The following is a 23,670-nucleotide window of genomic DNA, read 5'->3' as shown; positions in this document are numbered from 1 at the left end:
CCCCGGTTGGTGGGCATGACGCTAGGGAGATGCGTTCACATCGATCAAGCACTCAGCGGGTGAACAATTCGGGATTCCCGTGTTTTCACCCACGCCGGGCGGATCTCCGTCAGGCGAGAGGTCGGACATATCACCGCATAGCACCACGAGAGTCATCATCGAATTGATTGCCCGAGGCTTGAAGAACCGATGACCCATCCGCTCACCGTGACCGTCGCGGCACTCGCCTGCGCCCTGCTCGCCGGCCTGCTCACGCCCTGGGCGCGCCGGTACCTGCTCAGCGAGTCCCGGCTGCTGCGGCCGTGGGTCACCGGCCCGCTGGCCGGGCTCGGCGGCGCGGGTGCCGCGGTCGTCACGACGTCCTGGGCGGAGCTGGTCGCCGTGGGCACCGTCGCGGTCGCGGCCGGCCTGCTCATCCCTGGCGACCTGGCGACCTACCGGCTCCCCGACCGCATCGTCGGCCCCGCCGCCGTCGGGCTCGTGGGCGGCCTCGTCGTCGCCGCGGCGGTGGCCGACGACTGGTCCCGGCTGCTCCAGGCCGTGCTCGCCGGCGTCGTGCTGCTCGCCGTCTACCTCGTGCTCGCGATGATCTCGCCCAGCAGCCTCGGGTTCGGTGACGTGAAGCTCGCCGGGCTGCTCGGCACGGTGCTCGGCTGGTGGGGGTGGCAGGCCGTCGCGTTCGGCACCCTGGCGGCGTTCGTCCTCTTCGCCGTCGCCGCTCTCGTGCTCCTGGCCGCGCGCCGCACCTCGCTGCGGGACGACCTGCCGTTCGGCCCGGCCATGATCCTCGGCGCCGCGCTGGGTCTCGCCCTGCTCGTGCCGTGATCCGACCGTGCCACGGCACGGCGGTCGCGGCCGCGGAGGCGCAGCACCCCGTCGCCGGGGCCCGGACGGTCAGCCCGCGACACCCTGACCGGGGGTCGACGGGTCCGGGACGTTCCCGAGCCGCCCCTGCAGCGCGTCCATCCGCTCGAGCACGGGGGTGGCGTCCGCGTCCAGGGGTTCGCTCGCCACGTAGGCCGCGCGCAGCACCTCCACCTGCTCGCGGATCGCCTCGCGCACCGCGGACCGTTCCGCGGCGTCCTCGAGCCGTTCGAGCAGCCGCAGCAGCGCATCGAGCGCGACCGGCGCGTCCACCCCGTAGGTCCGCAGCGCGGTCACGACCGACCGGACGAGCTCCTCCGCCGTCGGCCACGGGACGACCAGGCGCACCGTGCCGTCCGCGTCGGTCCGCCCGCGCGGCGCCGGCTCCCGGGACACGACCCGGACGAGCCCGTTGCCCAGCGCGTCCAGCGCCGAGGCGGCCGTGTACGGGTCGTTGGCGCCCAGGGACAGCGCACGGACGGCCATCTCCGTGAGGTCCTGCACGGCGAACCCGACATCCTGGTGCGGGGTCCGGGCCGGTCCGAGGACGACCCCGTTGCGCACGACGTCGGTCAGACCGTCCAGGTCTCCCCGCACCCGGGCGAGCGGCTCGCCCTCGATCACGTGGTCCCCGGGGCCGACGACGAGCTCGATCCGCCCGTCGCAGGCCTTCGCGCCCCGCACGAGCCCGGCGAGGTCGACGTGCTCGACGTGACCGCTCCCGGCCGCCCGCACCTGCGGCGGTCCGTCGAGCTCGGTGTCGGTCGTGACCTGGTGGTCGGCGGGGTCGGCCGGGAACACCCGGTCCACCGCCGTCTCGAGCTCGCGCCGGACCCGCTGCTCCAACGTGGTCACCTGCACGGACTGCGCGATGTGATGGATGAAGAACACCAGCACGGCGACGTTGACGACCGCCAGGACGATCGCCAGGTGGACGGCGAGCGTGGGGACGGACTCCCCGGACCCCTGCGGCTGGATGTCGCCCAGCACGACGAGGGCGTACAGGAACGTCGCGGTGAAGGTCGCCAGCACCCACTGGTTCGCGCGGTCCGCCATGAAGTTGCGCACGAGCCGCGGCCCGTACACCGAGGAGGTGGTGGCCATCACGGAGATCGTGATCGAGAAGGAGGTCGCGGCCACGGTCAGCACCGACCCCGCGATGGCGGTGAGGACCGCCCGCCCGCCGTCCGCGCTGAGGGAATCCAGCAGCGGCACGTCGATCCCGGCGTCCTGCAGGGTGCGGTCGACGACGACCATCCCCCGGGCGGCCACGAGCGCGACCGCTCCGAGCACGGCGGGCAGGAACCAGAAGGACTCCCGCGCACGGGACAACCAGGCGCTGATCATGGGCTCACCGTAGCCGGGCGACGGAGTACGGTCGAAGAAGGCGACGGCGGCCCGATCCCAGGAGGACGACATGAGGATCACGCACGAGCAGGGTGACATCACCACCGCCGCGGTGGACGCGATCGTCAACGCGGCCAACTCCTCGTTGCTGGGCGGCGGCGGCGTGGACGGCGCCATCCACGCCGCGGCCGGGCCACGGCTGCTGGAGGCCTGTCGCGAGCTGCGCCGTACGACCCTGCCCGAGGGGCTGGGGGTGGGCGACGCCGTCGTGACACCGGGGTTCGACCTGCGGGCCGACTGGGTGGTCCACACCGTCGGCCCGAACCGGCACCGGGGCGAGACCGACCCCGAGCTGCTCTCCTCCTGCTTCCGCACGTCCCTCGGGCTCGCCGCGGACGCCGCGTCCCGCACGGTCGCGTTCCCGGCGATCGGCGCCGGCGTCTTCGGCTGGGACGCCGAGGACGTCGCGCGGATCGCGGTCGAGACCGTGCGGGTCTGGGACGAGGAGAACCCGGCAGCGCTCCACGAGGTGCGGTTCGTGCTGTTCAGCGCGGAGGTCCGGGCGGCCTTCGCCCGCGCCCTGGACGGATGAGCCGGGCGGACGTCGGTGGCGTGCGGCAGGCTGCGGGCATGACCACGGCTGCACGATGCTTCGGCGACGGCGACCCGCTCTACGCGGAGTACCACGACACCGAGTGGGGTCTGCCCGTGCACGGGGAGAGCGCCCTGCTCGAACGCATCGCGCTCGAGGGGTTCCAGTCCGGCCTGTCGTGGCTGACGATCCTGCGCAAGCGCGAGGCGTTCCGTGAGGTGTTCCTCGGCTTCGAGCCGGGAGCGGTCGCAGCCATGACGCCGGACGACGTCGAGCGGTTGATGTCCGACGCCCGCATCGTGCGCAACCGGGCCAAGATCGAGGCGACGGTCGCGAACGGCCGGGCCGTCGTCGCCCTGCACGCGGCGGGCCGGAGCCTCGACGAGCTGTTCTGGTCCTTCGCCCCGCCGCCACGGGACGGGCGCCCCGCGACGCACGCCGAGGTCCCCGCCACGACACCGGAGTCGGTCGCCCTGGCGAAGGCCCTCAAGGCCGAGGGGTTCCGGTTCTTCGGGCCGACGACGGCGTACGCGGCCATGCAGGCGTGCGGCCTGGTCGACGACCACCTGGCCACGTGCCCCGTCGTCACCGGTCAGGGGGTCGCGTCCGGGCGATAGCGCTCGGCGTCCCCCGGTGACACCTCGTGCCCCGGGCGCCCGGCGGTCCGGCGGTCCTGCTTCATCCGCGCCTCGGCGAGGTGCCGCACACCTCCGGCGAGCTCCTCGCGGGCACGCCGCTCGTGGTCGCGGAACACTTGCCAGTACCCGTCGTCGTACTCCTCGACGATCTGGAAGGTCCAGCGGCCCGGGAGCACGTTGCGGCCGACGAGGTCGTCGGCGATCCGCCGCGCGACCTCGTCGTGCCCGGCCTCGCGGAGCTGGTCGACAGCGGCGCCGAGCGCCAGGTCCGCCTCGCCGGTGAGCTGGTGGAAGGTGTACAGGTGCCCACGGGCGCGCTCGACAGTCTCCAACGCCTCGCTCAGCGCGCCGAGCGCCTCGACCGTGGCGTCGGAGACACCGGGAGGCGTCGTGTGCTCGCCGTCGGGCAGGTCGGTGTCACTCATCGCTGCATGCTAGGCACGGCTGCCCGCTGCTCACCCCTCGGAACCCCGGCCGTCGCGCAGGGCCCGTCGCGCCGCGGACCAGGCCCCGGTCGACCACAGGGCGAGCGCCACGAGCACCGGCTGGAAGAACAACCGGCCGAAGCGCTTGGCGTCGGTGTCCAGGCCGAAGCCGTCCTTGTGCTCGAGCCACTGCGCGACGTTGCCGGGGAAGATCACGACGAAGAAGGCCGCCGCGACGAGCCCCACCGCGACCTTCCACCGGGACAGGGCGACCAGGGACCCGCCGATGACGATCTCGACGACGCCCGAGGCCAGCACCGTGACGTCCTCGTCGACCGGGAACCATCCCGGCACCTGGGCCTGGAACTCCTCCCGGGCCACGGTGAGGTGCGCGACGCCGGCGCCGAGCAGGGCCGTGCCGAGCCAGAGGCGGGCGATGGTCCGGGGCAGCGAGGTGGGGGTCGGCCTGGTGAGCTCGGCGAGGTCCATGCCGCCGATCGTCGCACCGGCGCCGCGGCGGTGCAGCGCAACGCGCGCGGACGGCTCCGACCTGGTCGAATGACGCCATGGATGAGTTCTCGCAGGACGCGGCGACCGGAACCCCCCACGACGACCTGCGCGCCACCCCGACGGCGCACCCGTCCCAGCGCCCCCACCTGGCCGCCGTCGTCGAGGACCGCCTCTACGCCGTCGCGGGCCGCGTGCTGCGCCGCTTCGGCTGGCGTCCCCGGTTCCAGGTGTACACCGGGTACGGCTCCCCCGAACGGGTCCGGGTGCTGGCCCGGATGCTCCTGGCACCGGCGGGCGCGTCCCGGCGCGACGAGCGACGGCCGCTGCGCCGTGGGTTCCGGCACTTCCTCACCGTGCCGGCACCCGACAGCCCGGTCCGGGTCCGGATCGGTGGGCACGAGGTCGAGGACGTCACCGACCGGTCCGGGTACGTCGACCTCGAGCTGGACCTGCCCTCCCGGGAGCCGTTGCCGGCCGGGCTGCAGGAGGCCGAGCTGTCCAGCCTGGGGTCGCCGGACGGGCCGGAGGTGCCCGCCCCCGTGCTGGTGCTCGGCCCGGAGACCCGGTTCGGCGTCGTCAGCGACATCGACGACACGACGCTGGTCACCGGTGTCCCCCGTCCGCTCCTGGCCACCTGGAACACGTTCGTGCGCCGGGCGGGCTCCCGCCGCGCGGTGCCCGGCATGGCGGCGCTGTACCGGGAGCTCGAGGAGACCCATCCCGAGGGCGCGTTCTTCTACGTCTCCAACGGCGCCTGGAACACGGCCGGGGCGCTGCGGGCGTTCCTCGCGCGGGAGGACTACCCCGCCGGGCCGATGCTGCTGACCGACTGGGGGCCGACGCTCACCGGGTGGTTCCGCAGCGGCCGGGAGCACAAGGCCGCCAGCCTCGACCTGCTCATGTCGTGGTTCCCGCACGTGCGCTGGCTGCTCGTCGGGGACAACGGCCAGCACGACCCGGAGATCTACGCGGACGCCGTCGAACGGTGGCCGGACCGGATCGCCGCCGTCGCGATCCGGCAGGTCGCCGGGGCGGACCGCGCCCCGGTCACCGACCCCGGGTCCGGGACGACGGACCCGCTGGACGACGCGGCGGCCCCGACACCGGTGATCCGGGGCGAGGACGGCACCGTCCTCGCGCGGGGTCTCGGCCGGGTGCCCGGGGTGCTCCGGGACTGAGTCGCGCGGTGCCGTGCTGACTCGCGGAGCCTGGTACTGACTCGCGCCGGGACGCGGCCGGCCGGCCGCCGGTGGTCAGACGCCGAGCTCCTGGCCGCTCATGGCGTGGATCGAGGCCATGACCTCGTCGGTGAGCTCGCGGCGGGCCTGCGCCGGCCGCATGCCGGCGGGGAGCTGCCGCTGCGGCGCGATCGGGGTCCCGAAGTCGACCTGGATCCCGCGGTACGGACGGGGCAGGCGCCGGCCGACCGGCTGGACCCGGTCGGTCCCGCGCAGCGCCACCGGCACGATCGGCGCGGGTCCGGCCAGCGCCAGCCAGGCCACGCCCGTGTGCCCCTTGTGCAGCCGGCCGTCGCGGGACCGGGTCCCCTCGGGGTAGATCCCGAACGCGTCCCCGCGCTGCAGCACCAGCAGGGCGTCCTGCAGGGAGCGCTGTCCGGCACGGGGGTCCTCGCGGTCCACGGGGATGTGACCCATGGTGGTGAAGAACCAGCGGTAGACGCGTCCCTTGAGCCCCCGACCGGTCCAGTACTCGGCCTTCGCGATGAACGTGACGTGCCGCGGGGTCACCAGCGGGATGATGATCGAGTCGATGAACGACAGGTGGTTGCTCGCGAGGATGACCGGCCCGCGCCGCGGCACGTGGTGCAGTCCGGTCACCCGGGGCCGCAGGAACACGTACACCAGCAGCGACAGGATCAGCTTCAGGACGCGGTAGGTCACCGGCCTATTGTGCCCGAGGCGGTCGGGCGACCGTCCGGGGCGGGGACTCAACCGAGGCTGACGAGGTAGTCCTCGGCGTCGTCGTCCCAGGCCAGCGTCACGGCACCCGCCTCCTCGGCCCCCCGGCAGAACTGCAGGAAGCCCCGGTAGCCGAGGGCCTTCTCGGAGAAGTCCGGGCGCTGCTTGCGCAGCAGGTTCTTCAGCCCGGACAGCGGCGTGCCGTCGCCGGCCTCGGCGACGACGATCCGCAGCAGGTCGAAGGCGTGGGCGCTGTCCGGCTGCGCGGGCAGCTCGACCACCGGGTCACCCGTCGACGGTCCCTCGGAGAGCACGACGAAGTCCCGGTCGGCGAGGTAGCGCAGGAACTCCGTGAACGTCCGGAACCCGTAGTCGGACTCGGTGAACGTCGGCTCCTTGCGCACCAGCGTGCGCTTGAGCTGGGACGCCGTGACGGAACCGGACGAGGAGGCCTGGAGCCCGGCCAGCGTCTGGGCGACCTTGACCTCCATCGTCGGCGGCTCGCCGGCGGGGGTCTCGTCCTCGTCGACCTCGGGCGCCGGGGCGGGCTGAGGGGTCGGTTCGGGCGCCGGCTCGGCCTTCTTGCGCCGGCTCCTCGCGCCCGAGGACGGTGCCTCGGTGGCCTCGGCGGCCGCGGCCGCGGTCGTGGTCCGTCGGCCGCCGCGAGCCGTCGACCCCGTGGCGGCGCCGGACTTCCTGCCCGACGACTTCTTGCGCGCGGACTGCTCGGCCTCGTCGGGCACGTCGACGCCCTCGAGGCGGTCGTAGAAGAGGAACTCGTCGCAGGCCCCCGGCAGCAGGCGGGACGTGGACTTCTCGACGCCGACGCCGATGACGTTCTTGTCGAGCTCGCGCAGCTTGGTGACCAGCGGGGAGAAGTCCGAGTCGCCGGTGCACATGACGAACGTGGTGATGTAGTCGCGCTCGAACGCCATCTCGATCGCGTCGACGACCATCTTGATGTCGGCGGCGTTCTTGCGCGACGCCCCCATGCGCTGCGGCATCTCGATGAGCTCGACCTGGTGGCGGGTGAGCATGCGGCGGTCCTCGTCGAAGTAGGACCAGTCGGCGTACGCCCGGCGGGTGACGACCCGGCCGCGCACGGCCAGGGCGTCCGCGATCGGACCGAAGTCGAACTGCATCCCACCCAGGTGCTCCCGGGCGCCGAGCGCCAGGTTCTCGTAGTCGAGGAAGACGGCCAGGCGCTCTTCACGTTCCATGGCGCCACACTATGCCCCGCGCGGGCCGGGGGTCGTCCCGGGACGGCCGGAGCCGACGTGAGACGCTCGACGGACCGGCAGGTCCACAGCCCCAGGAGGTACCCGTGCGCGCGATCGTGTTCACCGAGCTCGGCGGACCCGAGGTCCTGCACCTCGCCGACGTCCCGGCACCGGAACCGGCCGCCGGCCAGGTCCGCGTGCGCGTCGAGGCCGCGGCCGTCAACGGCTGGGACCTCAAGACTCGCGCCGCCCGGATCCCCGGTGTTCCGCTGCCGGAGTTCCCCGCCGTGCCGGGGCTGGAGGTCGCGGGTGTCGTGGACGCCGTCGGCGACGACCTGACGGGCGTGCGGCCCGGTGACCGGGTCGTCGGGTTCGCCGACACGGGCGGGTACGCCGAGCTGGCCCTGACCTCGACGTTCACGCTCGTCCCGGACGGCCTCGACCCCACCCGCGCCGTCACGGTGCCCGTCTCGGCGGAGGCCGCGCACCGCGTCCTGCGCGTGCTCGGGGTGACCGACGGCGAGACCCTGCTCGTGCACGGCGCGTCCGGGTCGGTGGGCGAGCTCGCCGTGCAGCTCGCCCGACGCCGGGGGGCGACGGTGATCGGCACCGCCTCGCCGGCGAACCAGGACCGCGTCGCGGCACTCGGCGCCACGCCGACCACGTACGGGCCCGGCCTCGTCGAGCGGGTGCGGGACCTGGCGCCGTCGGGCGTCGACGCGGTCCTGGACACCGCCGGCGCGGGCGTCCTGCCCGACTCGATCACGTTGCGCGGCGGGACGGAGCGCATCGTCACCATCGCGGACCCGGCGGCCTCCGACCTGGGGATCACCTTCAGCTCCGGGGCCCGGCGCGACCCCGACGAGCTGGCCGAGGACGTCACCTCCCTCGCGCGGGGCGAGCTCACCACGACGCTCGGCGAGGTCCTGCGGCTCGACGACGCGGCACGCGCCCACGCGCTGGTCGAGAGCGGCCGTGGCGGGGGCAAGGTCGTGCTCGCCCCCTGACACGTCTCATCATGCGACACCGCTTGTCCGCAGGCTGAACAGCGCGTAGGGTCGGACCCCGACAAGCCATCCAGAGCGGCCGAGAGTCCTGGCTCGACGACGCCGCAGCAACCCGTTCTCCGACGGAAGCCTCCCGAGGACGAAGGTGCTCAACACCAGGCCCGATGGAGTGACGCATGGTCGCCGAGGCATCCCCGCATCTCCCCGCGCCGCCGCGCCCGGAACCGTCCCGCCCGACGGTGAGCTTCGAGCTCATGCCGCCGCGGCGACCCGACGCCGCACCCCGGTTCTGGGAGACGGCACGCCGGCTCGTCGCCGCGCGCCCGGACTTCGTGTCGGTGACCTACGGGGCGGGCGGCGGGGACCGGGACACCGCCCGCGACGTCGTCTCCCGACTGCTCGCCGGCACGCCCGTGCTGCCGATCGCGCACCTGACCTGCGTCGGCGCCTCGCGGGAGAACGTCTCGGAGGTCGTCGACGAGTTCCTCGAGGCCGGGGTGCGCTCCTTCCTCGCGCTGCGCGGCGACCCGCCGCGGGACCAGCCCGACTGGCGACCGCCCGCCGGCGGCGTCCACTCGGCCGTCGAGCTCGTGCACCTGCTGCGGGAGGTCGAGGCCCGGCGGTGCGCCACCGACCCGGCTGCCGCCGTCCGCGGCGCCGCCCGCCCGCTGACGATCGCCGTGGCCGCGTTCCCCGACGGCAACGTCCAGGCCGGCACGACCCGTGCCCAGGAGGTCCGGCGCCTGCTGGAGAAGCAGCAGGCCGGCGCGTCCTTCGCCGTCACCCAGTTCTTCTACCAGGCCGACTCCTACACCGACTTCGTCGCCGAGGCCCGCGCGGCCGGCGTGACGATCCCGATCCTCGCCGGGCTGCTGCCCACGACCGAGCCGCGCCGGCTCCGTCGTGTCGAGGACCTCACCGGCGTCCGCGCGCCCCGGCACCTGCTGGACGCGCTGGACGCCCGGCCGGACCCCGAGGCGCAGTACGCCTACGGGACCGCGTACGGCACCGAGCTCGCCCAACGGGTGCTCGACGCCGGCGCGCCCGGTCTGCACGTGTACACGTTCAACAAGCACCGTCCCGCTCTGGACCTGCTCGAGGGTGTCCACCTCGGCGGTCCGGCGTCCGTCCCCGTCGACGACGCCGACCTGGCCGGCAGGCCGTGGGTACCGAGCATCCCGACCCCCGCACCGGCCGCGCTCTGAGGGGACGGACCGCTGCCCGGGACGCACCCGCGTCCCGGGGAGCCCCGTCGTCCCCACCACGCGTCCCGGAGCCCGCGAAAGGACTGCTCATGACCGTTCCGACCACCACCCCGTTCCCCGGCGGCACCATCCTCGGCTACCCCCGGATCGGCCGCCGCCGTGAGCTCAAGCGCGCCGTCGAGGCGTACTGGGCCGGCCGCACGGACGCCGTCGACCTCGAGGTCGCGGCCGGCACCCTGCGCCGCGAGACCGTGCAGCGGCTCGTCGCGCTCGGCCTCGACCCCGAGGACGGGTCCGTCCCGGGTTCGTTCTCGTACTACGACCAGGTGCTCGACGTCGTCGCCCTGCTCGGCGCCGTCCCGGCTCGGTTCCGGGACCTCCTGGACGACGAGGACGGCTCCCTCGACCTCGACGGCTACTTCACCGTCGCCCGCGGACGCGGCGAGGACGCCCCGCTGGAGATGACCAAGTGGTTCGACACGAACTACCACTACCTGGTCCCCGAGATCAGCGAGACGACGCCGATCTCCTTCGCCGACCACCGCGTCGTGCGCGAGTACGCCGAGGCGAAGGAGGCCGGGGTCACCACGCGTCCGGTGCTCGTGGGACCCGTGACGTTCCTGGCGCTGTCGAAGGCGGCCGATGACGCGGGCGACGGGTTCCACCCGCTCGACCGGCTCGACGACGTCGTCGCCGCGTACGCCGAGCTGCTGCGGGCCCTCGCCGCCGTCGGCGTCCCGTGGGTGCAGCTCGACGAGCCCGTGCTGGTGACGGACTCGGTCGGCGTCGACCCGGAGCGGGTCGACGCCGCGATCACCCGGGCCTACCGGGAGCTGGCGACCGGTCTGGCACCCGCGTCGGCGGACGACGCGCTGGACACCGTGCCCGAGCGACCGCGCCTCCTCGTGGCCGCGCCGTTCGGCGGGCTGGCCGCCCCGGGCGCCGACGGCCGGCCGGCCCGGGACGGGCTCGCGCTGCTGGCCGGGACGGACGTCGAGGCCGTCGCGATCGACCTGTTCGAGGGCGGTGTGCCCGCCGGGACCGGTCCGGACGGGACGGTCCCGGGGCTGGCCTCCAAGACCCTCGTGGCCGGTGTCGTCGACGGGCACAACGTCTGGCGCACCGACCTCGCTGCGCGCCTGGGCACGCTCGAGGCGTTGCGCGGGCTCGGCGCCCGGTCGTTGGCCGTCGGCACGTCGACGTCCCTGCTGCACGTGCCGCACGACGTCGACGACGAGACCTGGACCGGCCCGGCGGCCGACCGTGCCGGGCGCACCCCGGCGCTGCGCCGCTGGCTGGCGTTCGCCGACCAGAAGGTCGGCGAGGTGACGACCCTCGCCCGGGCCCTGACCGGCGGGCCGGACGCGGTGCGCGCCGAGCTCGACGAGGCGAGCGCCGCGCTGGCCGACCGGGCCGCCGCGACCGGCGTCGTCGTCCCCGCCGTGCGGGAGCGGATCGCCGCGCTGTCCGCGACGGACTTCGCGCGGGGTGATCACGCGGGACGCGTCGCCGCCCAGCGCGAGAGCCTCGACCTGCCGCCGCTGCCGACGACGACGATCGGTTCGTTCCCGCAGACGGCCGAGATCCGTCGCACGCGGTCCGCCTGGGCGAAGGGCGAGCTGGCCGACGACGCGTACCGCGCCGCGATGCGGGACGAGATCGCCCGGGTGATCGCGCTGCAGGAGGACATCGGCCTGGACGTGCTGGTGCACGGTGAGCCGGAGCGCAACGACATGGTCCAGTACTTCGCCGAGCTGCTGGACGGGTTCGCGACGACGGACCTCGGCTGGGTGCAGTCGTACGGGTCGCGGTGCGTGCGCCCGCCGATCCTGTGGGGCGACGTCACGCGGCCCGCCCCGATGACGGTGGAGTGGACCCGCTACGCCCAGTCGCTCACCGCGCGCCCGGTCAAGGGCATGCTCACCGGACCGGTGACGATCCTGGCCTGGTCGTTCGTCCGCGACGACCAGCCGCTCGGCGACACCGCCCGCCAGGTGGCGCTCGCCCTGCGCGACGAGGTGACCGACCTCGAGGCCGCGGGCACCGCCGTCGTCCAGGTGGACGAGCCGGCGCTGCGCGAGCTGCTGCCGTTGCGGCGGGCCGACCAGCCGGCCTACCTCGACTGGTCGGTGGGGGCGTTCCGTCTGGCGACGGCGGGTGCCGCGTCGTCGACCCAGGTGCACACGCACCTGTGCTACTCGGAGTTCGGCGAGATCATCGACGCGATCGACGGGCTCGACGCCGACGTGACCTCGATCGAGGCGGCCCGGTCACGCATGGAGGTCGTCCCCGAGCTGCACGAGGCCGGGTACACGCGCGGGGTCGGGCCCGGCGTCTACGACATCCACTCCCCCCGGGTGCCGTCGACCGCCGAGGTCACCGAGCTGCTGGGGCTGGCGACGTCGGCGATCGACCCGGGCCTGGTCTGGGTGAACCCGGACTGCGGCCTCAAGACCCGCGGGTACGCGGAGGTGGAGCCGTCGCTGCGGCACCTCGTGGAGGCCGCGCGGACGGTGCGGGCCGGCCTCTGATCGCACCGGGGTTCCGCCGGACGGTCGCACGGTCGAATGACCTGGACGCGGCCGGGATGCTGTGCCAGCATCGGTCCCGGCCCGCCGACCGGTGGGCCGGGACCGGAGTCGAGGAGCGAGTGATGCAGCGCGTCACGGGGAGCGGGGTGGCCGTGCAGGCCTGCTCGGCCGACGCCACCCACCGGGTCCCTCGCCGCTGACCGCCCGGTCGGTGTGAGGGCCCGGCGTCAGCCTGCCCACTCCCCCGCCGACCGAAGGCACCCCATGACTCCCCTCACCGAGCAGCAGCTCCGTGCTGCCCTCGTCAACGCCACCCGCAGCGAACGCCAGCGCATGCTCCCCCCGGACCTCGACGCCCAGCGGTGGGACCGCCTCGAGTTCCTCGGCTGGCGCGACCGCAAGCAGCCCCTGGCCGCCTATGTCGTGGCCGAGATCGACGGCGCGCCGACCGGCATCATCCTGCGCGCCCCCGAGACCAGCGCCCGGCGCTCGGCGATGTGCGCCTGGTGCGAGCACGCCGGCGACCCCGGCGACGTCGCCCTGTTCGTCGCCCGCCGGGGCGGGGCGTCCGGACGGAAGGGCAACACCATCGGCACGCTGATCTGCACGGACCTCCGGTGCTCGCGCAACGCGCGGCGTCGGCCGACCCTGGCCGAGGCGGGGTCCGACGACGACGCGGCCCGCGCCGCCGTCGTCGAGCGGCGCGTCGCGGGCCTCGGCTCGCGCGTGACCGCGTTCGTCGAGCAGGTCCGCAGCACCGCCTGACCCGCTCACCGCTGTGGGCATGAGATTTGCAGTCCCGGACCGCTCCGGCCTGCAGATCTCATGCCCACAGCTGAGGTGGTGCGCTCCGGTTCAGCGCTCGCTGCCGCCGATCATCGGCAGGCCGAACGCCAGCCCGACCGCGACGATCCCACCGGTGAAGACGAACGGGGCGAGCGAGGGGTCGGCCGTGGCGCCGACGCCGATGAGGACGAGCCCCGCGACGAACAGCACGAAGGACACGATGACGCGCCCGAGCATCGCCCCGGGGGCGTCGTTCTGCGGGGCTCGGTTGACCTGGAAGTCGCTCATGGGACCAGCCTAGCCCGCCGGGCGTCCCCGGCATCGGCGGCCGGTCCAGGTCGACGACGGCGTCACGGCAGCCGCGGGCGCCGGACCGCCTCACCGGCGCGAGCCGGGTCGAGCTCCACCGGGCTGACCAGCACGGCGGGTCCCCGGTGCAGCACACCGTCCGTGACCGGCATGCACCGCACTCCCCCACGTCCCCGCATCGCGGCGTGCACGCCGGGGGCCAGCATGCGGTCCATCCAGGCGCAGGGGTGGGCCGGCCGGCCGCCGCGCAGCGTCACGGCCGAGCGGCGGGAGCGGATCTCGAACTCCTGCCCGATCAGCGGTGCCAGCTCGGCGCCGCGCAGCACCACGTTGCGCCGGGTCAGCAACGGGTCGAGCGGGCCCGTGCCGAGCTCGCGGGCGATCTCCTCGAGGGCCTCGGCGGCGAACACCGTCACCGCGGCGTCCATGTGGGCGGCCTTGCCGAAGAACCGGTCGCCCACGATCCCCCGGCCCGCCACGACCTCGGCCTCGTCGCGGTCCGTCGTCGGGACGTCCGCCGCGCCGTCGCGGGGCCGCCCGAAGTAGGCGTGCTCGGGAGACACGAGCAGGTGCTCGATCACGACCGGGTAGTCGTACGCCGTCATGCCCCGAGTCTGGCACCGTCCGGGCGACGGGACCCCGCTAACCTGGCGGGATGCCCGCCGACGCGTCGCCCGCCCTCCCCCGCCGCGTCCTCGTGGCCGGGACCTCGGGCGCCGGGAAGTCGACCCTGGCGGGTCGGATCTCGACGCTGCTCGGCATCACGCACACCGAGCTCGACGGGCTCTACCACGGCCCGGGATGGACGCCGCGACCCGCGTTCGTCACCGACGTCGAGCGCCTGGTCGCCGGGGAGTCCTGGGTGACGGAGTGGCAGTACCGCGCGGTGCGACCGCTGCTCCTCGAACGGGCGGAGCTGCTGGTGTGGCTCGACATGCCGGTCCGCGTCCGGATGCGGCGCGTGGTCACCCGGACCGTGCGGCGTCGGGTCCGCGGGACCGAGCTGTGGAACGGCAACCACGAACCACCGCTGCGCACGTTCGTCAGCGACCCGGACCACATCGTGCGCTGGGCCTGGCGCACCCGTCACGGTTTCCGGGGACTCGCGTCGCACGTGGCGGAGGTCGCGCCGCACCTGACGGTGGTCCGGCTGCGGAGCCAGGACGACGTCGAGCGCTGGCTGGCCGAGCTCGCGGGACGGGTCGGCCGTCCGGTCCCGCCGCCGCGTCGCGACGCCGACCGGCGGTCCTGAGGGCCGCGCGGCCTCACGCCTCGGCGCCGGGCGCGTACGTCCCGAACGACCACTCGTGCCCCTCCGGGTCGAGCACCCGGGCGCGGCGACTGCCCCACCCGGTGTCCTCCGGTGCGACGAGGAGCGTGCCACCCGCCTCGACGGCACGCTCGGCGAGCGCGTCGACGTCGTCGCTCACCAGGTACAGGCCCTGCCCGACGGAGAAGCCTCGCACCGGGAGGCGACCGTAGTCGGCGTCCGCCGTCGCGACCATGAGCACGACGCCGTCACGCACGAGCTCGCTGTGCACGACGCCGCCGTCCGCGTCGTCCTGCCGCGCGACGGTGCGGAACCCGAGGTGCTCCAGCCAGGCGATCCCGGCGGGCGCGTCGGTATAGCTGAGGTAGAGCGCTGATGACACCGGCGTCGTCCTCGGCACCACGGTGACCTCCTCCGGCCGACTCCGTCGTCGGCACCAGTGTCGTCGATGCGCCCGGGGACGCAACGCGGCGCACACCGTGAGGGGGCTAGGCGATCCGCCCGGCGAGCTCCTCGACGATCCGGACGTCGCCGTCGAGCCAGTCGACCTCCCACAGCGAGCCGGCGTCCAACCAGCGCAGCTCGTCGTGCTCGATCAGGGGCCGCGGGAAGCCGGTGGCCACCGACGCGAGCCAGAGCCGCAGGACGTGCCGGTCCGTGATGATCCAACCGCCGTCGTCGGGCCCCACGACCTCGTCGCCGAGCTCCACCCGCACCCCGAGCTCCTCGTGCAGCTCGCGGTGCAGGGCGTCGACCGGGTGCTCCCCCGGCTCGGCCTTGCCCCCGGGGAACTCCCAGCGTCCCGCGATGGCCGCGGGACGGGTCCGGCGTGCCGCGAGCAGCCGGGTGGGCCGGTCGAAGGCATCGACGATCGCAGCGGCCACGACGAGTCGACGAGTCATGGCGCGAGTGTGTCACCCGCGGCGGCGACGACGCCGTCGCGGAGGTCACATTCCGTCGACCTGCCCGCCCTGCCCACGACATCCCCCGATAGGGGGCAGGGCGTCCGGTGGCGACGCCTCAGCTGGACCGGATGCCCGCCCGGCGGGCCCAGGCCACCGCGTCGGCCCGCGTCGAGACGCCGAGCTTGCGGTAGACGCTGCGCACCTGAGACTTCACGGTGTTGCGCGTGACGAACAGCTTGCTGGCGATCTGCTCCAGCGTGACGTCCTCGGACAGGTTCGACAGCACGACCTGCTCACGACGCGTCAGGGTCGGCTTGAGCGTCGGCCGCTCGAGTTCGATGGCACTCATCGTTCCGCTCCTCCACGACGGCCGCCGATCGCTGACGATCGACCTGGGGATCTGCCGTCATGGATGTGAGAGGGGAACGGAAGGCGATCATGACGCGGATCACGGCGAAGAAGTCTGCGCGGACGGCGTCATCGGGCACCGTGACGGCGTCACGGGCGGGAGCGCGGTCACGTCGTCGCAGGTCACCATGTCCTCGAGGCCGGGTGCCGCGGGCAGGTGTCCGATCATCACGATTTGGTCACAGCGCCCGCGGCCCCGGTCCGGAGCACCTCAGCCTGCGTGCTGCGCGTACTCCTCGGCGCTGAGCAGCTGGCCCTCGCCCGACACCTCGATCTTGAACAGCCAGCCCGCGCCGAACGGCTCGGTGTTGACCAGTGCCGGGTCGTCGACGGCGGTCTCGTTGACCTCGACGACCTTCCCGGACACGGGCGTGTAGAGCTCGGAGACGGACTTGGTGGACTCGATCTCGCCGACGACGCTGCCGGCCTCGATCTCGGCGCCCACCTCGGGCAGCTCGAGGTACACGACGTCTCCGAGCGCCTCGACGGCGTAGGAGGTCACGCCCACGGTCGCCGGGGTGCCGTCGTCGATCCACTCGTGCTCGACGGAGTAGCGCAGGTTGCTGGGGTAGTCGGCCATGCTGGGTCTCCTCGGTGGGTGGCTGGTTCTCGGACCGCGCGGCGGGGGTCAGCCGCGACGGTAGAACGGCATCGCGGTGACGACGAACGGTTCGGCGCGTCCGCGCACGTCGACGGCGAGCTCGGTCCCGTCGGCGGCGACCTCCGGGCGCACGTACGCCATCGCGATCGGGTGGCCGAGCGTGGGCGACGGCACGCCGGAGGTCACGGTCCCCACCTGCTCGCCGACCTCGCCGTCGTCGGTGGTCCGCACGACGGCGTACCCGGACCGGGCCGGGCGGCGTCCGGTGCCGCGCAGGCCGACCAGGACGCGCTCCGGGTCGGCCTCGCTGCGGGCGGCGAGCGCGTCGCGCCCGACGAACTCGAGCGGGGTGCCGTCGTCGGACGTCTTGTCGAGCTTGACGATACGGCCCGCACCGGCGTCGTACGGCGTCGTGGTCGTGTCGAGCTCGTTGCCGTAGAGCGGCATGCCGGCCTCGAGGCGCAGCGAGTCGCGGGCCGCGAGCCCGGCCGGCACCAGGCCGTACGGCTCGCCGCCGGCGAGCAGGGCACGCCACAGCGCCACCGCGTGCGGGGTGTCGACCCAGATCTCGAACCCGTCCTCGCCCGTGTACCCGGTGCGGGCGACGAGCACGATCTCCTCGCCGAACCGCATGCCGAGGCAGGCGTAGTAGCGCAGGTCGTCCAGCGACGTCCCGCCGGAGATCTCGGCGTCCTCGGTGAGGACCTCGCGGAGGATCTCCTCGGCGCGCGGTCCCTGCACGGCGATCAGGGCGAGACCCGCGGAGATGTCCCGCACGGCGACGTCGAAGCCGGCAGCGCGCTCCAGCAGGGCCACGAGCACGGTGTCCGCGTTCGCCGCGTTGGGCACGGCGAAGTACTCGTCGGTGCCGTTGTGGTAGACGATGAGGTCGTCCAGCACTCCCCCGTCGTCGGCGCAGATCATGGTGTAGCGCGCCCGCATCGGCCGCAGGGCGGAGAAGTTGCCGACCAGTGCGTGGTCGAGGAACGCGGCGGCCTCGGGGCCGGTGACGCTGATCCCGCCCATGTGCGACAGGTCGAACAGACCGGCCGCCTCGCGGACCGCCCGGTGCTCGGCGAGGTCGGAGGTGTAGCGCAGCGGCATGTCCCAGCCGCCGAACTCGGTCAGGTGGGCGCCCAGCGCGACGTGCTCGTCGTGGAGCGGCGACTTGGTCGTGGTCATGATCCCTCAGTTCTCGGCGTAGGCGTCGACGGGCGGGCAGGAGCACTGCAGGTTCCGGTCACCGTGCGCCTGGTCGATGCGCCGGACCGGCGGCCAGTACTTGGCCGACCGCAGGCTCGGCACCGGGAACGCCGCCTCCTCGCGGGTGTACGGGTGGTCCCAGGTGTCCACCATGACGGACGCGGCCGTGTGCGGCGCGTTGCGCAGCGGCGAGTCCTCCAGCGGCCAGCGGCCGGCGGCGACGGCGTCGATCTCGCCGCGGATCGCCACCATGGCGTCGACGAACCGGTCCAGCTCGCCCAGGTCCTCGGACTCGGTGGGCTCGACCATCAGGGTCCCGGCCACGGGGAACGCCATGGTCGGGGCATGGATCCCGAAGTCGACGAGCCGCTTGGCGACGTCGTCGACGGTGACGCCGGTCTCCGCGGTGATCTCCCGCAGGTCGAGGATGCACTCGTGGGCGACGAGGCCGTGGTCGCCCGTGTAGAGGACGGGGTAGTGCGGGGCGAGCCGCGAGGCCACGTAGTTGGCGGTGAGCACGGCGTGCTCGGTGGCCGCGGTGAGCCCGTCGGGGCCCATGAGCGCGAGGTAGGCGTACGAGATCGGCAGGATGCCGGCCGATCCGTGCCTCGTCGCCGACACCGGCGGCACGGGCCCGGCCGGCTGCGCCGCACCCGTGCCGGACGGCGTGGGGTCGCCCGGCAGGAACGGCACGAGGTGCTCGGCGACGCCGACGGGACCGACGCCCGGACCTCCCCCGCCGTGCGGGATGCAGAACGTCTTGTGCAGGTTCAGGTGCGACACGTCGCCGCCGAACCGGCCCGGTCGTGCCAGACCGACGAGCGCGTTGAGGTTGGCGCCGTCGATGTACACCTGACCACCCGCATCGTGTACGGCGGCGCAGACGTCCTGGACGTGCGGCTCGTACACACCGTGCGTCGAGGGGTAGGTGATCATGATCCCGGCCACCCGGCCGGCGTGCTTCTCGAGCGCGGCCTGCAGGTCGTCGAGGTCGATCTCGCCGTCCGATGCGGTCTTGACGACCACCGCCCGGAGCCCGGCCAGGGTCGCCGACGCGGCGTTGGTGCCGTGCGCGGAGGCGGGGATGAGCACGACGTCGCGCTCCCCCTCGCCCCGCGAGGCGTGGTACGCGCGGATCGCCAGCAGACCGGCCAGCTCCCCCTGCGACCCCGCGTTGGGCTGCACCGAGACGGCGGCGTACCCGGTGATCTCGGCCAGCCACGACTCGAGGGTCCCGACCAGCTCGGCGTAGCCCAGCGCCTGGTCGGCGGGGACGTACGGGTGCAGGTCGGCGAACTGGGGCCAGCTGATCGGCTCCATCTCGGCCGTCGCGTTGAGCTTCATGGTGCACGAGCCCAGCGGGATCATCGTGCGGTCGAGGGCGAGGTCCTTGTCGCTGAGCGCCCGCAGGTAGCGCAGCATCGCGGTCTCGGAGCGGTGGCGGTGGAAGACGGGGTGCTGCAGGTAGTCCGTGGTGCGCAGCAGCGCGTCCCCGAGGGCGGGCTCGTCGGACGCGTCCGCGGCGGACGCGCCGAACAGGCCGAGCAGCGTCTCCACGTCCTCGCCGGTGGTGGTCTCGTCGCACGCGATCTGTACGTGATCCGCACCGTCGATGTACAGGTTGTAACCGGCCTCCACGGCGGCGGCGCCGATCGCGGAGGCCTGCCCGGGGACGGCCACGCGCACGGTGTCGAAGAACTCGGCGTGCACGACCTCGACGCCGGCCGCTCGCAGACCGGCCGCCAGGGACAGCGCCCGGCCGTGCACCCGCTCGCCGATCGCCCGCAGGCCCTCGGGGCCGTGGTAGACGGCGTACATCGCGGCCACGACCGCAAGCAGCGCCTGGGCGGTGCAGATGTTGGAGGTCGCCCGCTCGCGCCGGATGTGCTGCTCGCGGGTGGCCAGCGCCAGGCGGTAGCCGATCTGGCCGTCGGCGTCGATCGAGACCCCGACGAGCCGGCCCGGGAGCTGGCGCTCCAGGCCCTTGCGCACGGCGATGAAGGCGGCGTGCGGCCCGCCGTGGAACAGGGGGACGCCGAACCGCTGGGCCGAGCCCACGGCGACGTCCGCACCGAGCTCGCCGGGGGAGCGGAGCAGGGTCAGCGCGAGGGGGTCGGTCGCCACCGTCACCTGGGCGCCGCGTTCCTTGGCCTCGTCCACGACGGTGCGCAGGTCGAGGACCCGCCCGGAGGCACCGGACTGCTGGACCACCACGCCGACCAGCGACCCCTCGGGCAGCTCGACGCCGGCGGCCGTCAGCTCCGCGAGGCCGGCCTCCAGCCCGTCGGTGAGGTCGGCGACGACGACGGGCAGCCCGACCGCCTCGGCCCGGCCCCGGGTGACGGCGAGCGACTGGCCGAACAGGTCCGCGTCCAGCACGACGTACCCCTGCTTGGCCCGCGAGGCCCGCCACATCAGCGCGACGGCCTCCGCGACGGCGGTCGCCTCGTCGAGCAGGGAGGCGCCGGCGATCTCCAGGCCCGTGAGGTCCTCGATCACCTGCTGGAAGTTGAGGTGCGCCTCGAGGCGGCCCTGGGAGATCTCCGGCTGGTACGGCGTGTAGGCCGTGTACCAGGCGGGGGACTCGAGGACGTTGCGCCGGATGACGGCGGGCGTCACGGCGGGGTAGTAGCCCTGCCCGATCATCTGCCGCTTGACCTGGTTCTTCGCGGCGATCCCGCGGAGGTGGTCCAGCACCTCGGACTCGGTCCGCGCCGCCGGCAGGTCGAGCTCGTCGGGCTGGCGGATCGACGCGGGGACGGCGGCGTCGACGAGCGCGTCGAGGCTCGGGTAGCCGAGCTGGTCCAGCATCGCCGTGGTCTCGTCGCCGCGCGGGCCGATGTGCCGGTCGGCGAAGACGTCCGGGTCGAAGGGGGAGTGGGTCACGAGGAGCGCTCCGAAGGTCGGTGGGCCGGGACCCTCCCCGCTCTGTCATGGGCCTGAGAGTTTGGCCGCCCCGCGCACGGCGGGACGGGATGCACCGTCGGCGGGCCCGTCCCGTCGGGCGGACCGCTTTTCAGAGTTGCCTCACCGTGGCGGTACTGGGGCCTGAGAGATTCCCGGGGAGGGGTCTTGCTCCTTCGGCGCTGCCGGCGCGCGGCAGACTCTCCCGGCACGGTTCGAGCGGCGTGTTCGGTTGTGGTCGAGCGGTCGAGCGCGGTCAGTCTACCCGGCCGGCCACGACGGCCGAAGGGCTCAGGTCAGCTCGAGGTCGCGGGCGATCTCGACCATCGTGTCGACCACGGCACGGACCGCCGGGCCCGGCTCGTGGCGCGTCGAGCGGTGTCGCACGATGATCCGCCGGGACCCGAGCCCGGGCATCGCGACCACCTCGGTACCCTCCGGCGGCTCGCTGCGACGCACGGCCAGCGCCGGCAGCATCGCGACGCCCTGCCCGGCGTCCACGAGGGCGAGCGCCGTGTCGAAGTCGAAGTAGCCGTGCCGCACGTTCAGGGTGGTGCCGAGCGTGCGGCCGAGGCGGCGCAGGGCGCGGTCGGCGGCGGTGTTCTGGACCGCGCCGATCCAGGGCATGTCCCGCAGGTCGTCGAGGCGTTCCGGCGTCGGCAGGGTGGACGGCACGACGAGCAGCCACGGCTCGTCGATCAGGGGGATGTCGTGCGCGCCGCGGGGGGCGGGGGAGTCGACCTCGACGTCGCGCTCGAGCAGGACGACGTCGAGGTCGCCGGCGCGCAGCATCCGGATCGCGTCCGCCGGCTCGTGCTCGCGCACGTCCAGCGTGACCCCGGGGTGGTCCTCGATGAACGGCTGGAGCATCGGGGCGACCACGGACCGGATGGCGGACTGGAACGCACCGATCGTCACGGTGCCGCTCACCCCCTCGCCGAGGTTGGCGATCTCCTGGTGCGCCTCCAGCAGCTCGGCCTCGATGCGTTCGGCGGCGTCGGCGAGCACGCGACCGGCCGGCGTCAGGCTGACGCCCCGGGGGCCGCGGTCGAGGACCGGGAAGCCCTCCTCGGCCTCTAAACGGGCGATCTGCTGGGAGACCGCCGAGGGGGTGACATGCAGAAGATCTGCTGCCGCGAGCACGCCCCCGGAGCGGTGCACGGCAAGGAGAAAGGCAAGTCTTCGTGGGTCGGCAGCCATGTAGCAATGCTAACCGGCTTCTGCAGGAGCGTTCGATTGTCCTGAAGCAACTTCATGCTCCAGAATGGTGCCTGCGCCCGCAGGTAGCACATCGCTCCCGGCTCGGCCGGCTTCGTGGCGCCCACCCCTCAACGTTCGTCGTCGACGACCGTCCCCACTTGTGTTAGGAGGCTAAGCATGTCGCAGACCCTGTCCCTCGTCATCACCGGGCTCGGGTGGTTCGGAGCTCTGATCGGGCTGGTCGCGTATGCGATGGTCTCGAAGGGGCGCTGGGCACCGAACTCGCTCCCGTTCCAGACCGCCAACCTGACCGCCACGTCGACGCTGTTCCTCGTCGCCGCGGTGGAGGGCGTCTGGCCCTCGGTCTTCGCCAACGTCGCCTGGATGGTCATCGGCGCCCAGGCCCTGATGGTCATGGCCAAGGCCCGTCGCACCGGCCGTGAGCACGTGACGCGCGTGCAGGTCGCCCCGCGCGAGCCTGCCGCCGAGCCGGTCGTCGCGGCCGCACCGGCCGTGCTGCGCTAGACCACGGCGCGCGGCGCGACGACCGCCCCCGCTCCCGGGACGACCCCGGGTGACGGGGGCGTTCTCATGCCCGGGACAGACCGTCCTGCCAGGCCACGATCCGGTCCACGGCCCGCGCGACCGTCACCGGGTCCGCGGCGAACGACAGCCGGACCCAGTCACCACCGGTCCGGCCGTCGAAGTCGGTGCCGGGGGTGATCGCCACGTCGGCCTCGGCCAGCAGCCGCGAGCAGTAGGTCACCGCGTCCAGGCCGAGGCGGGAGACGTTCCCGTACAGGTAGAACGCGCCGTCGGCCGGCGCCACGGGTCGCCAGCCGAGCTCGTCCAGCCGGTCCAGCAGCGCGGCGCGCGACGCCCGGTAGCGGACCACGTTGTCGGCCGCCGCCTGGTAGCCCGCGGGGGAGAAGGCCGCGATCGCCGCGTGCTGCGCCAGCGCCGGCGGCGACAGCGCCACGTTCCCGGCGAGCGCCCCGACCGGTCCGACGAGCTCCTCCGGCAGGACGAGCCAGCCCAGCCGCCAGCCGGTCATGGCCCAGTACTTGGAGAACGAGTTGACGACGACGGCGCCACCGTCGCCGTGCACCGCCGCGGTCGCCTGCCCGAGGTCGTCCCCGTAGGCGATGCCGTGGTAGATCTCGTCGCTGATCAGGCGCACCCCGTGGTCGGCGCACCAGCGCGCCACCGCGTCCAGCTCGGCGGGCGCGATCATCGTCCCGGTGGGGTTCGCGGGCGAGGCCACGATCAGACCCGCCAGCGGCCCGTCGGCGACGAGCTGCTCGAGCTGGGCGACCGTCGGCTGGTAGCGCGTCTCCGGTCCGCAGTCGATCTCGACGACCTCGCAGCCCAGCGCCGCCAGGATGTTCTTGTAGGCGGGGTAGCCGGGGCGGGCCAGCGCGACCCGGTCTCCGACGTCGAACGCCGCCAGGAACGTCAGGACGAACCCGCCGCTGGATCCCGTCGTCACCGCGACGCGGCCGGGGTCGACGTCGACCCCGTACCACCGCCGGTAGTGCCCCGCGATCTCCTCGCGCAGGGCCGGGACGCCGAGCGACTCGGTGTAGCCGAGATCGCCCTGCCGCAGCAGGTCGGCGGCACGGTCGCGGACGACGTCCGAGGCACCGGCCGACGGTTCGCCGGCGCAGAGGTTGAGGACGTCGTGCCCGGCGCTGCGCCGGACGTTGGCGGCCGCCAGGACCTCCATGACGGCGAACGGGGGGACCTGGCTGCGGCGGGAGACCTTCATGCCCCCATGATGCCCGTCCGCCGAGGTCCCGGACCCGGCCACGGTGCGTACCGTGGCG

The 23,670-nt window shown here is 73.9% G+C and carries 25 protein-coding genes and 2 riboswitches; of the genes, 10 read left to right on the top strand and 15 right to left on the bottom strand.

Annotated features, from left to right (window positions below):
• Positions 1-189: 189 nt before the first annotated feature.
• The gene (locus HLI28_RS06795) at positions 190-825 is read left to right on the top strand and encodes a prepilin peptidase (RefSeq protein WP_171246741.1); all 636 of its coding nucleotides are present in this window, start codon (positions 190-192) and stop codon (positions 823-825) included.
• Between the two features lie 69 nt (positions 826-894).
• On the opposite strand, the gene HLI28_RS06790 is transcribed toward HLI28_RS06795, so the two are convergent.
• Positions 895-2,211, bottom strand: coding sequence for a DUF2254 domain-containing protein (locus HLI28_RS06790; protein WP_171246740.1), 1,317 nt, complete (start codon positions 2,209-2,211; stop codon positions 895-897).
• A gap of 70 nt (positions 2,212-2,281) precedes the next feature.
• Between HLI28_RS06790 and HLI28_RS06785 the strand changes: the two genes are divergently transcribed.
• Positions 2,282-2,803: an O-acetyl-ADP-ribose deacetylase gene (locus tag HLI28_RS06785; RefSeq protein WP_171246739.1), complete on the top strand. Its 522-nt coding sequence runs from the start codon at positions 2,282-2,284 to the stop codon at positions 2,801-2,803.
• Positions 2,804-2,841: 38 nt separating this feature from the next.
• Positions 2,842-3,420 (top strand): DNA-3-methyladenine glycosylase I, encoded by a 579-nt coding sequence (locus HLI28_RS06780; RefSeq protein WP_171246738.1) that lies wholly within the window; start codon positions 2,842-2,844, stop codon positions 3,418-3,420.
• Here HLI28_RS06780 and HLI28_RS06775 read toward each other — a convergent pair.
• Both HLI28_RS06775 and HLI28_RS06770 read right to left on the bottom strand, forming a co-directional pair.
• Entirely contained in the window at positions 3,396-3,866 is a 471-nt protein-coding gene (locus HLI28_RS06775; RefSeq protein ID WP_171246737.1) for a hypothetical protein, read from the bottom strand. The two genes, HLI28_RS06780 and HLI28_RS06775, sit on opposite strands and share 25 nt — an antisense overlap.
• A 30-nt stretch (positions 3,867-3,896) precedes the next feature.
• Positions 3,897-4,355, bottom strand: a complete 459-nt coding sequence (locus HLI28_RS06770) for a DoxX family protein (protein WP_171246736.1) — start codon at positions 4,353-4,355, stop codon at positions 3,897-3,899.
• 77 nt (positions 4,356-4,432) lie between these two features.
• Here HLI28_RS06770 and HLI28_RS06765 point away from each other — a divergent pair, with 77 nt between their 5' ends.
• Positions 4,433-5,554, top strand: a complete 1,122-nt coding sequence (locus HLI28_RS06765; RefSeq protein WP_171246735.1) for an App1 family protein phosphatidate phosphatase — start codon at positions 4,433-4,435, stop codon at positions 5,552-5,554.
• Positions 5,555-5,629: 75 nt separating this feature from the next.
• Here the strand turns inward: HLI28_RS06765 and HLI28_RS06760 are convergent, their stop codons facing one another.
• Positions 5,630-6,277, bottom strand: coding sequence for a 1-acyl-sn-glycerol-3-phosphate acyltransferase (locus HLI28_RS06760; protein WP_171246734.1), 648 nt, complete (start codon positions 6,275-6,277; stop codon positions 5,630-5,632).
• A gap of 47 nt (positions 6,278-6,324) precedes the next feature.
• Positions 6,325-7,515, bottom strand: a complete 1,191-nt coding sequence (locus tag HLI28_RS06755) for an NYN domain-containing protein (protein WP_171246733.1) — start codon at positions 7,513-7,515, stop codon at positions 6,325-6,327.
• 104 nt (positions 7,516-7,619) lie between these two features.
• Between HLI28_RS06755 and HLI28_RS06750 the strand changes: the two genes are divergently transcribed.
• The 4 genes from HLI28_RS06750 (at position 7,620) to HLI28_RS06735 (ending at position 13,023) form a co-directional block, all read left to right on the top strand.
• Positions 7,620-8,522: an alcohol dehydrogenase catalytic domain-containing protein gene (locus HLI28_RS06750; RefSeq protein WP_171246732.1), complete on the top strand. Its 903-nt coding sequence runs from the start codon at positions 7,620-7,622 to the stop codon at positions 8,520-8,522.
• Between the two features lie 63 nt (positions 8,523-8,585).
• Positions 8,586-8,693, top strand: a riboswitch (SAM riboswitch).
• 5 nt (positions 8,694-8,698) lie between these two features.
• Entirely contained in the window at positions 8,699-9,727 is a 1,029-nt protein-coding gene (locus HLI28_RS06745) for a methylenetetrahydrofolate reductase (RefSeq protein ID WP_171246731.1), read from the top strand.
• Positions 9,728-9,816: 89 nt separating this feature from the next.
• Positions 9,817-12,258 (top strand): 5-methyltetrahydropteroyltriglutamate--homocysteine S-methyltransferase, encoded by a 2,442-nt coding sequence (metE, locus tag HLI28_RS06740; RefSeq protein ID WP_171246730.1) that lies wholly within the window; start codon positions 9,817-9,819, stop codon positions 12,256-12,258.
• 264 nt (positions 12,259-12,522) lie between these two features.
• Positions 12,523-13,023: an FBP domain-containing protein gene (locus tag HLI28_RS06735; protein WP_171246729.1), complete on the top strand. Its 501-nt coding sequence runs from the start codon at positions 12,523-12,525 to the stop codon at positions 13,021-13,023.
• A 90-nt stretch (positions 13,024-13,113) separates the two neighbouring features.
• On the opposite strand, the gene HLI28_RS06730 is transcribed toward HLI28_RS06735, so the two are convergent.
• Positions 13,114-13,332 carry a hypothetical protein gene (locus tag HLI28_RS06730; protein WP_171246728.1) on the bottom strand — a complete coding sequence of 73 codons (219 nt, stop codon included), beginning with the start codon at positions 13,330-13,332 and terminating at the stop codon, positions 13,114-13,116.
• A gap of 62 nt (positions 13,333-13,394) precedes the next feature.
• Positions 13,395-13,958: an MOSC domain-containing protein gene (locus HLI28_RS06725; protein ID WP_171246727.1), complete on the bottom strand. Its 564-nt coding sequence runs from the start codon at positions 13,956-13,958 to the stop codon at positions 13,395-13,397.
• A 50-nt stretch (positions 13,959-14,008) separates the two neighbouring features.
• On the opposite strand from HLI28_RS06725, the gene HLI28_RS06720 reads away from it, so the two are divergent.
• Entirely contained in the window at positions 14,009-14,605 is a 597-nt protein-coding gene (locus tag HLI28_RS06720) for a P-loop NTPase family protein (RefSeq protein ID WP_171246726.1), read from the top strand.
• Between the two features lie 13 nt (positions 14,606-14,618).
• On the opposite strand, the gene HLI28_RS06715 is transcribed toward HLI28_RS06720, so the two are convergent.
• The 7 genes from HLI28_RS06715 to HLI28_RS06685 all read right to left on the bottom strand — a co-directional run bounded on the left by HLI28_RS06715 (position 14,619) and on the right by HLI28_RS06685 (position 21,844).
• Positions 14,619-15,005: a VOC family protein gene (locus HLI28_RS06715; protein ID WP_171246725.1), complete on the bottom strand. Its 387-nt coding sequence runs from the start codon at positions 15,003-15,005 to the stop codon at positions 14,619-14,621.
• A gap of 106 nt (positions 15,006-15,111) precedes the next feature.
• Entirely contained in the window at positions 15,112-15,525 is a 414-nt protein-coding gene (locus HLI28_RS06710) for a (deoxy)nucleoside triphosphate pyrophosphohydrolase (protein WP_171246724.1), read from the bottom strand.
• Between the two features lie 118 nt (positions 15,526-15,643).
• Complete coding sequence (locus HLI28_RS06705; RefSeq protein ID WP_171246723.1) at positions 15,644-15,877, bottom strand: LuxR C-terminal-related transcriptional regulator; 234 nt, start codon at positions 15,875-15,877, stop codon at positions 15,644-15,646.
• 270 nt (positions 15,878-16,147) lie between these two features.
• A complete protein-coding gene (gene gcvH, locus HLI28_RS06700) occupies positions 16,148-16,516 on the bottom strand; it encodes a glycine cleavage system protein GcvH (RefSeq protein WP_171246722.1) in 369 nt (122 codons plus the stop codon).
• 48 nt (positions 16,517-16,564) lie between these two features.
• Positions 16,565-17,719 carry a glycine cleavage system aminomethyltransferase GcvT gene (gene gcvT / locus HLI28_RS06695; protein ID WP_171246721.1) on the bottom strand — a complete coding sequence of 385 codons (1,155 nt, stop codon included), beginning with the start codon at positions 17,717-17,719 and terminating at the stop codon, positions 16,565-16,567.
• Between the two features lie 6 nt (positions 17,720-17,725).
• Positions 17,726-20,626, bottom strand: coding sequence for an aminomethyl-transferring glycine dehydrogenase (gcvP, locus tag HLI28_RS06690; RefSeq protein ID WP_171246720.1), 2,901 nt, complete (start codon positions 20,624-20,626; stop codon positions 17,726-17,728).
• A 140-nt stretch (positions 20,627-20,766) separates the two neighbouring features.
• Positions 20,767-20,862, bottom strand: a riboswitch (glycine riboswitch).
• Between the two features lie 73 nt (positions 20,863-20,935).
• Entirely contained in the window at positions 20,936-21,844 is a 909-nt protein-coding gene (locus tag HLI28_RS06685) for a LysR family transcriptional regulator (RefSeq protein ID WP_171246719.1), read from the bottom strand.
• A gap of 177 nt (positions 21,845-22,021) precedes the next feature.
• Here HLI28_RS06685 and HLI28_RS06680 point away from each other — a divergent pair, with 177 nt between their 5' ends.
• Positions 22,022-22,369 (top strand): CBU_0592 family membrane protein, encoded by a 348-nt coding sequence (locus HLI28_RS06680; protein WP_216077440.1) that lies wholly within the window; start codon positions 22,022-22,024, stop codon positions 22,367-22,369.
• A gap of 64 nt (positions 22,370-22,433) precedes the next feature.
• Here the strand turns inward: HLI28_RS06680 and HLI28_RS06675 are convergent, their stop codons facing one another.
• The gene (locus HLI28_RS06675; protein WP_171246718.1) at positions 22,434-23,612 is read right to left on the bottom strand and encodes a pyridoxal phosphate-dependent aminotransferase; all 1,179 of its coding nucleotides are present in this window, start codon (positions 23,610-23,612) and stop codon (positions 22,434-22,436) included.
• Between the last annotated feature and the right edge of the window lie 58 nt (positions 23,613-23,670).

The organism is Isoptericola sediminis (assembly GCF_013085345.1).
GTDB classification, from domain to species: Bacteria; Actinomycetota; Actinomycetes; order Actinomycetales; family Cellulomonadaceae; genus Isoptericola; species Isoptericola sediminis.
This window is presented reverse-complemented; position numbering and strand designations above follow the sequence as displayed.